This window comes from Bifidobacterium biavatii DSM 23969, from assembly GCF_000741165.1.
Classification (GTDB): Bacteria; Actinomycetota; Actinomycetes; order Actinomycetales; family Bifidobacteriaceae; genus Bifidobacterium; species Bifidobacterium biavatii.
Genome location: NZ_JGYN01000034.1, coordinates 91,321 through 100,648 on the forward strand (window position 1 = coordinate 91,321; position 9,328 = coordinate 100,648).

General features: G+C 67.5%; 7 protein-coding genes. 6 read left to right on the forward strand and 1 reads right to left on the reverse strand.

All coding sequences use genetic code 11. The features are described from left to right. Positions 1 to 326 precede the first annotated feature (326 nt). From BBIA_RS11580 to BBIA_RS11605, 6 genes are all read left to right on the forward strand, one after another. Positions 327 to 1,970, forward strand: a complete 1,644-nt coding sequence (locus tag BBIA_RS11580; protein WP_051924024.1) for an ABC transporter substrate-binding protein — start codon at positions 327 to 329, stop codon at positions 1,968 to 1,970. Positions 1,971 to 2,215: 245 nt separating this feature from the next. Beyond that, positions 2,216 to 3,322: an ABC transporter permease gene (locus BBIA_RS11585; RefSeq protein WP_238548513.1), complete on the forward strand. Its 1,107-nt coding sequence runs from the start codon at positions 2,216 to 2,218 to the stop codon at positions 3,320 to 3,322. Then, a complete protein-coding gene (locus BBIA_RS11590) occupies positions 3,319 to 4,131 on the forward strand; it encodes an ABC transporter permease (protein WP_051924025.1) in 813 nt (270 codons plus the stop codon). The genes BBIA_RS11585 and BBIA_RS11590 overlap by 4 nt, the downstream gene beginning before the upstream one ends. After that, positions 4,128 to 5,831: an ABC transporter ATP-binding protein gene (locus tag BBIA_RS11595; protein WP_081892370.1), complete on the forward strand. Its 1,704-nt coding sequence runs from the start codon at positions 4,128 to 4,130 to the stop codon at positions 5,829 to 5,831. Before BBIA_RS11590 ends, BBIA_RS11595 begins: the two co-directional genes overlap by 4 nt. A 34-nt stretch (positions 5,832 to 5,865) precedes the next feature. Beyond that, positions 5,866 to 6,990, forward strand: coding sequence for a peptidase C39 family protein (locus BBIA_RS13540; RefSeq protein WP_051924026.1), 1,125 nt, complete (start codon positions 5,866 to 5,868; stop codon positions 6,988 to 6,990). A 41-nt stretch (positions 6,991 to 7,031) separates the two neighbouring features. Next, positions 7,032 to 8,060 (forward strand): AraC family transcriptional regulator, encoded by a 1,029-nt coding sequence (locus BBIA_RS11605; RefSeq protein WP_051924027.1) that lies wholly within the window; start codon positions 7,032 to 7,034, stop codon positions 8,058 to 8,060. A gap of 125 nt (positions 8,061 to 8,185) precedes the next feature. On the opposite strand, the gene BBIA_RS11610 is transcribed toward BBIA_RS11605, so the two are convergent. After that, positions 8,186 to 9,328, reverse strand: a 1,143-nt coding sequence (locus BBIA_RS11610; protein ID WP_035138427.1) for a LacI family DNA-binding transcriptional regulator, incomplete at its 5' end; no start/stop codon positions are given.

Consider the following 9,328-nt stretch of genomic DNA (forward strand, 5'->3'; position numbering starts at 1 on the left):
CTGCACAGGGCGTGATGTCAGGCTCGGCCGCGTGACGCTGCCCGCCTGTCGGATGGTCTGCCAGGCGGTCTGCCGAATGGGACATGATGTCGGCCGGCCCGCCGCCCCGCGCCCGCATCTCCGCAATATGAGCCGCATCTCGTATACCAATAAGCTATAGCGGGCGTGAAAACGTTGGAATTACAGCGTTTTCACGCCCCTCGTGTCGTTTCCCCTCGAAACGTTGACCGGCTAGTGTACATTACAACGACATTCATCGGTTCGGCACGGTATGGAACCACGCCCGCCCGTGAACGCCCGTCATACAGGAAACGAGAGGGAAGAACATGGCCACCACGCAACGCAACGTATTCAGGAAGGTGATCGCGCCCGTCGCGCTGGCGCTGTCACTTGCGCTCGCCGTCGCCGGATGCGGCGCAAGCTCGAACAACAACGCCAACCAGCCGAGCGAAACCGGCGCCAAAACCACCACCGGCACCGCCGTCAAGGATCTCAAGATCGCCAGCGCCTCCGCCGTGAGCACGCTGAGCGTCAATCAGGAGGCCGGTAGCGCCAACTACCAGCTCGCCGCGCTGTATCAGGAAGGCCTCACCGGCGTGGACGCCACCGGCAAGGTTGTGCCGGCGCTCGCCGAAAAGTGGAGCAGCACCGACAACAAGACGTGGGTGTTCGACATCCGCCAGGGCGTCAAGCTGCACGACGGCAGCTCGCTGACCACCGACGACATCGTCGACTCCATCAACACCGCGCGCGACGCCAAGCTGTCGCCGGGCCTGTCCGTCTACTGGCCGGACTATGTCGACAAGGTCGAGAAGACCGGCGAATGGCAGATCACCATCACGCTCAAGACCCCGCAGACCGAATTCCCGACGCAGGTTTCGAACGTGGCCGGCCTGTTCGTCACGTCCAAGAAGTTCCGTGAGGAGGCCGGCAGCGACTACGGTTCGGCCAGCAAGCTGATCGTTGGCACCGGCCCGTACCAGGTCACCGAATTCGACCCGTCCAGCCACGTCACGTTCAAGAAGTTCAAGGACTACTGGGGCGAGAATGACGGCCCCGACACCGTGCGCGTCGACTTCATCACCGAGGACTCCACCCGACTGCTCGCCTTCCAGGAAGGCAAGGTCGACGCCTCGTTCAACGTGCCCGTCACCAGCGTGAGCCAGTGGAGCAAGGACGGCGCCAAGGTCACCGCCTACTCCGACCGCTCCTACTACGGCCTGACCTTCGATCAGGGCGTCAAACCGTTCGACGACATTCACGTGCGCAAGGCGTTCTCCTACGCGCTCGACAAGGCCGGCGTCGTCAAGGGCATCCTCAAGGGCTACGGCGAGGTCGCCACCGGTATCGACTCCCCGGAGCAGCTCGCCGGCTGGACCGACAACGACAAGGACAAGGCCGCCGAAAAGGTCAAGAACCTCGGCGCGCTCGACTACGACATCGACAAGGCCAAGGAGGAGCTCAAGCAGTCCTCGCAGGCTTCCGGCTTCAAGACCACGCTCACGTACCCGACCGGCTACCCGGCCGTCGGCAAGGCGTCCCTCGCGCTCGCTGAATCCCTCAAGCCGCTCGGCGTGACCGTCGACGTCAAGGAGATCCCGCTCGAGCAGTGGCTGAGCGAGGTCGGCAACGGCAAGCAGGGCGTGGCGTGGATGATCTACAACCCGACCACCCCGCAGCCGAACGAGGTCACCTCGTGGCTGCTCGCCGCCGGCGGCGCGGGCGCGAACCCGGCCAACTGGACCGACGCGGACGTGGCCGCGCAGACCGACAAGATCGGCACGCTCACCGACACGGACGAGAAGCTGCAGATCGTGCTCGACACCACCAAGACCGCGCTCGAGCAGGACATCTACTCGCCGGTCTACTGGGGCAAGGCCGCGGTCGCGACCAAGAAGGGCCTCGGTCTCAAGAACATCGACACGTTCTGGCTCGGCACCAACTGGGCCGCCGATTTCGTGGAACAATAAACCGGTAGAACTGGTGCGGGAACCTAAGCACCGGTAGCAACACCGCATTCGGCTCCCCTTGCGGGGGGAGCTGTCGGTCGCATGACCGACTGAGGGGTAGTCAAGAGGGGACAGCCTTCTGACTACCCCTCAGTCAGCTTCGCCGGCGGCTCCCCGGGCAAGGGGAGCCTGGCTGTATCTTGAATGAGTTGCATGAGCACGATGAGAACGATGGAACCCATGAGAACGTTGGAAGGGAGGAACCGTTGGACGCGCTGAAATTCCTCGGCAAACGGCTGGCGAACCTGATACTGCTGCTGTTCGTGCTGTCGCTGGTCACGTTCGGCCTGCTGTACATGACCAACAGCGACCCGGCCCGCACGCTCGCCGGCGCGAAGAAGGTGAGCGCCGAACAGCTCGCCGCCATCCGCGCGCAGTACCATCTCGACGATCCGCTGTGGCGGCAGTACCTGCGTTGGCTGAACAACCTGCTGCACGGCGACTTCGGCACGTCCATCCGCACGCAGCTGCCCGTCTCGCAGATGATCGGCCAGCGCGCATGGATCACGCTCGCCCTCGCCCTGCTCGCCCTCGCCATCGCGCTCGTCATCGGCCTGCCGCTCGGCATTCTCGCCGCACGCCGCAACGGCCGCTGGCAGGACCGTCTCGTCACCGCGCTCGCCGTCGCCGGGCTCAGCGCGCCGAGTTTCGCGGTCGGCCTGCTGCTGCTCTACGGCCTGTCCGTGCAGCTTGGCTGGTTCCCGATCTACGGTCTCGGCGAAGGCGGATTCCTCGACACGCTCTGGCACCTGTTGCTGCCGGCGATCACGCTCGCGGTCGGCCTGTTCGCGTCCGTGGTGAAAATTTCGCGCGCCTCGCTTATCAAGCAGGTCGACTCCGACTACACGCTGTTCGCCCGCTCGCGCGGCGTCGCCCGGCGGACGATTCTCGCGGCCCAGCTGCGCAACGCCGCGCTGCCGATCATCACGTCGTCCGGACTGCTCATCGCCACGCTCGTCTCCGGCACGGTGATCGTCGAAACGACGTTCGCGATCGGCGGGCTCGGCACGCTGCTGCAGACGTCGGTCACGTTCAAGGACATTCCGACCGTGCAGGCGATCACGATGATCATGGCGACGATTATCTGCGTGGCGACGGCGGTCGTCGACGCGCTCGCAGCGCTCATCGACCCGCGTCTGCGCGTGCGGCGGTCGCCGGTTGCGGTTGCTGCGGTGGCCGTTACGGCCGGTTCAAGCAACGTTGGCAGGGCTGACAACGACGGCACGGCTGGCGCGAACGTCAGCGATGACCGTGCCGTCGATGCGGCCGCGCACGGCGCTGGCGCGAACGACGGAAAGGAGACCGCACGATGATGACGAAAGTGTGGCATCGTCTGCCGCTGATCCTCGCGCTCGTGGTGCTGGCGGCCGTGGTGGTGCTGAGCGTGGTTCCCGCGCTGTCCGCCGGCGCGCTCGATCAGGACATCATGCTGTCGACGGCGTTGCCGGACGCCGACCATCCGCTCGGCACCGACTCGCTCGGCCGCGACGTGCTCAAGCTCACGCTCGCCGGCGCGAAGACGGCGATCATCGGCCCGGTCACGATCGCGCTCGGCGCGATGGCCGTCGGCCTCGTGTTCGGCCTGACTGCCGCATACGTTGGCGGCTGGGTCGATTGGATCATCTCCCGCATCGTCGAGCTCATGCTCTCGCTGCCAACGTTGCTGCTCGCGATCGTCGTCGCCGGCGTGATTGGCGGCGGCTACTGGACGAACGTGCTCGTGTTCGTGATCCTGTACGCGCCGTACGAAGTGCGCCTCGTGCGATCCGGCGCGCTCGCGCACATCAACGACCCGTTCCTCGACGCGGCTCGGCTGCTCGAACTCGGGCCGCTGCGCACGCTCGCGTTCCACCTGTTCCCGGTCATCCGCCCGCTTGTCGGCGCGGCTCTGTTCCTCGACATGAGCAACGCGCTCGTCTCGCTCTCCTCCCTCTCGTTCCTCGGCCTCGGCGTTTCGCCGCAGGACGCGGACTGGGGCCGGCAGCTCTCCGACGCGCGCAACCTCCTCTTCGACAACCCGTACGCGGCGATCGCGCCCGGCGTGGCCATCATCGTCACGTCGATCGCGCTCAACATCGTCGGCGACTTCATCACCGAGCAAAGCGAGAAGGCGGAACGATGAGCGACAAGACTGTTTCCTCTGTTGTTTCCTCCGCAAACGTTGCCGCCAACGATGCCAAGCTTGCGCACGTTGCTGCGAACGTTGCGTACGCTGCGAACGACGGCAGTGCGACCGTCGCGTCGCCGGCCGTGCGCGTGGCCGGCCTGCACGTCACGATCGGCGGCAAGGAGATCATTCACGGCGTCGACCTGACGATCCCGCGCGACGCGACCGTCGCCGTCGTCGGAGAGTCCGGCTCCGGCAAGTCCGTGACTGCGAAAGCGCTGTCCGGACTACTGCCCGACCGGTCGGACGCCAGCGGCGACTACGCGCTGTTCGGCGAGCCGATCAACCTCGAAGCGGGGGAGCGCGCGTGGCGCAGACTGCGCGGCGGCACGATCGTCTGGCTGCCGCAGGACCCGTTCTCCTCGCTCGACCCGCTGCGCACCTGCGGCCGCCAGATCGAAGACGGACTGCGTGCGGCGGTCCGCACCGGTCGTGTGGCCGACCGTGCCGGCGACGATCGGCCCGTCGAACAAGGTCGGCTGACCAAGGCGCAGCGTCGCGCGGCCGTCGAACGGCTGCTCGTCGACGTCGGCCTGTCCCCGGCCGTGTACGACGCGTATCCGCACGAACTGTCCGGCGGCATGCGCCAGCGCGTCGCCATCGCGGCCGCGCTCGCGCCCGATCCGCGCATCCTCATCGCCGACGAGCCGACCACCGCGCTCGACGCGTCCACGCAGGAAACCGTGCTCGACCTGCTCGAATCATTGCGCTCCAGCCGGCACATGACGCTGCTGCTCATCACGCACGATCTTGCGCTCGCCGTCGAACGAGCCGACCATCTCGTCGTCTTCCACGGCGGACAGGTCGTGGAGGAAGGCGGCCGCGACCAGGTCGTGCACCATCCGCGTTCGCCGTACACGCGCGAACTGCTCGACGCGCACACGCGACTCGCCGTCACCGACAAACCGGCCCCCGGCGACGTGGTGATGCGGGCCGAACACCTGATGAAAACGTTCCCGGGCGCCGCCGCGCCAGCCGTCAACGACGTGTCGCTCGACGTGCGCGCCGGCGAAATCCTCGGCCTCGTCGGCGAATCCGGCTCCGGCAAATCGACTGTCGCGCGCTGCATCGTCGGCCTCGAAACACCGGATTCTGGCAGCGTTGTCTTCGCCGGCAACGATGGCAAGCCGACCGGCTGGTCGCGCGGCGAGGCGCAGCTCGTCTTCCAGAACCCGTACGGGTCGCTCAACCCGACCATGACCGTGCGCCAGACGCTCGCCGAGGCGCTGCGCGTGTCCGGCAAACCCGCCGACGACGCGGCCGTGCGCGCGCTCGTCGCCAAAGTCGGGCTGGAAGCCGAATTCATCGACCGCAAGCCCGGCACGCTGTCCGGCGGCCAATGCCAGCGCGTCGCCATCGCCCGCGCACTCGCTCCCGAACCGAAACTGCTCGTCGCCGACGAAGCCGTGACCGCGCTCGACGCGAATATCCAGACGCATGTGCTCGAAACGCTGCTCGAACTGCGCTCGCGGCTCGGCCTCGCCATGCTGTTCATCTCGCACGATCTCGACACCGTGCGCCGCATCGCCGACCGCATCGCCGTCATGCGCCACGGCGAAATCGTCGAAACCGGTACCACGGACCAAGTGATGAACCACCCGCGGCACGACTACGTGCGCACCCTCATCGCCGCCATGCCGCCCGCCCTCGACTGAATTTCCCTCGAATTTCCCCCGCAAGGAGCCAGACATGACCCGCTACATCGCATACGCCGTCGAACAGGGCGAGACGCTCCGCGACATCGACGGTATCGCCATCCCGGAACCGACCGCAGCGGCGCTCGCCAAGGCCGGCGGCGCGCTCGTGCGCACCGTGTATCTCGCCGTGACCGATGCGGCCGCGCATGATGCGAACGTTGCCGATGACACGACTGGCGAAGCCGGGGCTGCAAGCCCGGCCGTCGCGTCGCTGCTCGGCTATCACCGTCCGCACACGGCCCAGCAGAAGCTCACCGCGATCGGCGGCGAGCGTGCGCTGTGGGGCGAACTGATCGCGTTCGCAGAACGGCAATCGTTGGCCGAACCGGACATCGTCGTCGTCAAATACGACATCACCGAATCGGACGCGGCGGGCGCTGAACTGGCATCCGCCGCCGGCGGGAATCCCACGGCATCGGCGTCCAATGCCGCGGGCGAAACGACATCGTCGGCAGCCGATGTTCCGGACGCGGCGACCGCCGCGCCGCTGCCGGCCACCGACGCGACCGCGCACTACCGGCAGACCACTGAATTCACGTGCGGGCCGGTCGCCGTGCTGACCGCGATGCACCGGCTCGGCATCGTGTCCAAGCCCACGCGCGCGGAGGAACTGCAGATGTGGCGCGAGGCGACCATCGCCGTCGCGTGCGAGCCGTACGGACTCGCGCTCGCCGCCGAACGCCGCGGCGCTCATCCCACGATCCGCGTTTCGCACACCGGCCCGGCGCTGCACCCGGACAGCAAGCTCGGCCTGCTCGACCCGGCCATGGCCCGCGACACGCAGCTCGCGTTCGAACGGCAGGTGCACGAGGCCGGCATTCCCGTCACCGTCGCGCCGTTCAGCGCCGACGACATCGCCAGCGTGGTGAGCGAAGGCCATATCGCCGTCGTCCTCATCGACGAACTGCACATGCACGGCGAAGCCTGCCCGCACTGGATCACCGTCACCGGCCGCGACCCGGCCACCGGCGCGCTGCTCGTCGACGACCCGTGGACCGACGCCGAATACGGCGAAACCAGCGTCGACGCGTGGCAGCTGCCCATCCGCCCCGCCGACCTCGAACTCATGATCCACTACGACGAACCCCGCTCCGCCCAGGCCATGCTCATCTTCTGAACGGCGCGCACGAAAAGCGCGGAGAGGCTAGGCTGGTGGGCATGGACGTGACGACTTGCAGGCTGGACGGCCCGGCGGATTTCTTTTCGATCGGCCAGTTCGTGTCGGGGCCGGGCTGGCGGCATGCGCGCCGCGTGATCGACACGTTCGAGCTGGTGTTCGTGCGCCGCGGCGTGCTGCCGATGCGCGTGGGGGAGCGGGAGTTGACGATCGGCGCCAACCAGCTCGCGCTGTTGCCGACCGGCGTCGAGCATGCCGGTTCGCGTGCGATCACCGAGCCGCTCGACTTTTACTGGATGCACTTTCGCCTGCCGGAGGGCTCCAGTGACATGCACGTCGGGGACGCCGACGACGCCGTCAAACTGCCACAGTCCGGCGATAGTTTGATCCTGCCACACTGGTGCCGCGCCGCCGACCCGGACCGCCTGGCCGTGATGTGTGGCCAGCTGATCGACCTGTACGCGCGCTTCGGTCCGCACGCGAACACGTACTGCGACTATTTCCTCACCTGCCTGCTGCTCGAGGTGACCGCGCAGACGCGCGTGCTTGTGGCCGGCATGACCGAGTCGGCCGCCGATCGTGACGGGCGCGGTGCGGATGCCGCCGGCGCCGCGAAACGCTACGTGATGGGCGTCGACACGGGCGGTGGCGTGGGCGGATTCCGCCCGGACGGCCACACGGTGCGCATCGGCGGCGCGAACGTCGCCGTCGAAGGCCACCGGCCGGTCGGCCTTGGCCCGATGCTTTCGGTGCGCTCGTGGATCATGGCGAACGCCTTCGACGACATCACCGTCGCCAAGGTTGCCGAACGGTTCCACTATTCGCCGAGCTATCTGACGACCGTGTACAAGCGCGCGTTCGGCATCGGCGTGAACGACCAGATCGTCGAATGCCGCGTCGACCGCGCGCGCGAACTGCTCAGCTCCACGCCGTCGCCGGTCGCCGACATCGCGCGCGAAGTCGGCTACGACGATCCCAAGTACTTCATGCGCGTATTCAAACGCCGCACGGGACTCACGCCCGGCCAATACCGCGACGCGTTCCCCACGCGCCTGTACAACACGGTGTGAACGGCGGGTCCGGTCCGCGTGCGATTCCGGCACACGTTCGCACGCATGACAACGTGCCCGCGAACGTACGCACGGCGATGGTCGCGGCCGGTCACCAACGCAGCCGGTCACACCCTGTCGACGATCTACGCCCGGTCGACCACCGAACCGCGGTCGATGAGCTGCGGGTCGACGAACACGTGCCGCGTGGCGCGCTCCGGGTTGAGGATGCGCTCGACGAGCGTGCGCAGCGCCGCCTCGGCCAGGTCGCGCGGCGACGAGCGCAGCACGGTGAGCGGACGCGAGCTGAGCGTCGCATAACCGTCGATCGAAATCATCGAAATGTCCTCCGGCACGCGCTTGCCGGCCTTCTCCAGCGCCTGCGCGAGCGCGATCGCCAGATAGTCGGAGTGCACGAGCACGGCCGTGGTGCTTGAACCGAGGATGCGTTCGACGATTTCCTCCACGCCCGGCGCGTCGTACGGCTGCACGCCGTCGAACACGAGCGTGCCGTTGATGTCGGGCACGTCGTGCACGACCTGCAGCCAGCCGGCGAGGATCACGTCGGAGGTCGGCGTGTTGGTGAACGCGGCGGCGATGTTCGTGTGCCCGTGCTGGATGAAGTGCGTGGCGGCCTTGCGCACGCCGTACGGATGGTTGGTGCGCACCGAGTCGACGTAGTAGTCGCCGATGACCGGCTGATCGCGTTCGACGACGGTGACCGGCAGCGGCGACGTGGCGATCCAGTCCCACGTGCGCTGGCTGACGGTCGGCTCTGACGTGGGCGCGACGACGAGCCCGCACATGTTCGGGTCGGCGGCGAATTCGTCGAGGATGCGTTCTTCGTGGATGTCGCCGTTGTACGACGATTCGCGCACGTTGAGCGTGATCTGTGCGTGCGCTGCGAGCGTGCGCATCTGTTCGATGACGCTCGGCCAGAAGAAGCTCGGTTCGGGTAGCATAACGCCGATCGATCGGCCGGCCAGTGCGGCGAGCGCGTCGGTCGCGTCGTCGCCGCTGCGCCCGCGCGCGCCGAGTCCGTACGGCAGTCCGGCGTGCGGTATGCGAGCGTTTGCGGCGTTGCTGTCGTGTGCGGAGAACGTGCCGGTGCCGACGTTTGCAGCCGCGCCGAGCGGGCCCGGACCGTATTCTCCGATCACGCCGATCGGGCCGTCGGTGCCGTTCGGTGCGAACGGATCGTCGATGTAGTCGTCGTGCGCGCCGCCGCCGACATGCGCGGTCGTCGCATCGCCGGTTACGCCGGACGCGCCGGTCACGCTGCCGGTCGC